Origin of the sequence: Streptococcus sp. HMSC034E03 (genome assembly GCF_001811505.1) — a bacterium.
In the GTDB taxonomy this organism is placed as follows: Bacteria; Bacillota; Bacilli; order Lactobacillales; family Streptococcaceae; genus Streptococcus.
In genome coordinates this window covers 2,394-5,053 of sequence record NZ_KV804935.1, presented here as the reverse complement: position 1 = coordinate 5,053, position 2,660 = coordinate 2,394, and the positions used below count along the sequence as shown (strand labels likewise).

Genomic DNA, 2,660 nt, shown 5'->3' with positions numbered 1-2,660 from the left:
ATCACCATTTGGTTTACGTGTGATTTCAATCTTACCTGGTTTTTCAGTTTCAGCGATTTTGGTTGCTACCTTAATTGGGCTTAGTTCTGACTCAACATTAGGCTGTCCTGGCGTTTGAACAGTTGTTTTAGCTGTAATATTCCCTACTGGAATTGTTCCTGTGATTTTCGCTTTTCCATTTGTCACAGTACCTGTACCAATGGCACGTCCTTCCGGAGAATAAAGCGTTACAGTAGAGCCATCTTTTACCCCCTCATGAACATTTACTACAACTTCCGTGTTAGGAACTTCTGCTTTACCAGTCAAATCTGTTTCAATCGTCGGAGCTTTTGGTTTAACAATAATAGTTACTTGCGGATTAGATTCAGCTACTGATTTATCTGGATGGGTTGCTGTGGCTGTGTATTTGAAGACACCTGCTGTATCTTGGACAACTTTTGGCGCTTCTCCTTTCCATCCCCATTCTACTCCAACTCCACGTCCTTTTGGTGCTTCTGTGTATTGGTTAGAATCTACACGTCCATTCCATGTCTTTAGTGAATCTCCAACTGTAACAGTCTCTGTTTTACCTTCTAGTGGGTACTTTTCTGCTTGTTCATGTATTTCAAAAACAAAGTATCCTGTTGTGCTGTTAGTTCCGTCTGTTGAAATTGCACGGGCAGTATACTTCCCTTTCTTAACTTCTAGACCAACTTTTCCTGTTACATTTTGTCCTAATGGCGATTCTTCTGTTGCTGTTCCATTGACAGGTGTAAAGCTAAAGCCACTTTGGAGGTTTTCCAATCTGAAGTCCGTCACTTTACCACTATCATCAATTGTGATGAGACGTGTGTTCACTGCATCACCACGATAGAGTGGAATAACAACATTTTGACCGGCCGCATGAGTGTAGCCTAACTCTTGTCGACTGCCATCGTCTTTAAGCCAGTAAATCTTTGGTGGAGTTGTATCACGTGGTGTTATCTTAGCTGGAGTTGTTACATCAGGAACTTCAACAGTTGGTTGACCTGGTTCTGTAATCTTACCTATACCTGGGACATTACCTTCAGGTAAATCACTATTAGGTACTTTACCTTTACCGTCTTTACCGATTGTGACTGGGATTGGCTTGTCACCTTTACCTGGGATTTCTACCTTAGTTTCTGGTGGGTATGTTGAGCCATCTGGTTTCTTCGGTGTTACTGTAACGTCACCTGTCTTAGGATCTTGATTCAACTCTAATGTTGGTGTAATAGATTGTGTAACCTTGACAGTTGATGTAAACTCCGCACTTTGTCCAACGTTATTGACAGACTTGACCTTGACCTTATAGTCGCCAGGATCTGAAGCAACACGACCTGTGATAATAAGCTTGTGCTCATAATCACTCACTTTTTGAACTTCAACTTTTTGATCTTTAAGTTCCAGCTTACTATCCACTAACTTGATAGAATCAGCTGGATTATAACCTAGTTTTGGATCACCAAGTGAAAATCCTGCTAGATTATCTTTAGTTGTAAATTCAAGTCGAATTTCCTTACCTTTTTCGATAGTTTGATCAGCCCCCGTCACCTTAGGAGATGGCAAACCATACCATTGCATATCATTTCGGTGGGTGCTGAACTCATAGGAGCGCATCCCTGCTGCATACATGAGTGGAGTCCCCTCAGCAGCCTTGGTTTTGAAACGAAAGATATAGTTTGATGCACTATCCTTAGTTCTACCACGATAATCAATATCAAAATGATAAACTCTTTGCGTATGCTGGATCAACCAATCCTTCAAATAATCTGATACCAGAACATCCTTCTCCGTTGTCGTACGGGCACCACCTGTACGATTAAAATAGAGTGTATCAGGTTTTGAAATGATTTCTTCAAATGTTTTAATCTCTCCATCAGCACCTTTCCAGAAAGCATCGGTAGTGGCGGCTTTGCCCCAAGCCTGCTCGATAGCTCCACCAGGGGTACCAATGTTAACATCCTTAGACGTAGAGCTAACCTGATCTTTAAAGATGTCGTATAAGTTTCGTGGTAATCTTCCTTGAGTTTCAATACGTCGTTTTCCACCAGAACCACCCCAGTAACTACCAAATGATGCCGAACCGTCGTCTACCAAGGTATGACCAGTTGGAATGGTAAACCAAGCATGGGCATTTTGGTGGTTTTCAGGATTACCTTCAAACTCAATGACCCAATCGTATGTATCTCCGTTTTTAGTGACATCAACCTTAACGACATCCTTGACATCCTTAACTCTTTGTTTATCCGCAGTATTTTGGTTACGGTCTCTAAAGAGCATGGTACCAGCTGGATAACCTGAGCCATCTCCTTCCTTTGTGAAGTAGAGCCCAACAGCATTGTCATAGGTTGCCCCCGCATCAGCGCGAAGCGTTGTCCCAACTGGGATAGCTGCGCCATTACGGACGTCATTACGCCCAGAAGTCAAACGATTACGTGCAATCATAACAGAGCTTTCGTTACGTTTGATGACACGATTCATATCCTCAACATCACGAAGGCTAACTTCTACACCACCAAATGCAGACTTGGCTACTGCAACTTGGGCGATAGCTTTTTCCAAGATTTCACGTGTCAAGTCATTCTCAGGTGTTTGGGCGATAGCCTGCTCCAAACGATCAATAGATACTTTGAGACTAGCTTTAGCTTTTTCCAGTTGCT

1 pseudogene is annotated in these 2,660 nt (G+C 42.4%); it reads right to left on the bottom strand.

Annotated elements, in window-relative coordinates:
• Nucleotides 1-2,660, bottom strand: a pseudogene (locus tag HMPREF2805_RS00375) (hypothetical protein); the annotation flags it as partial.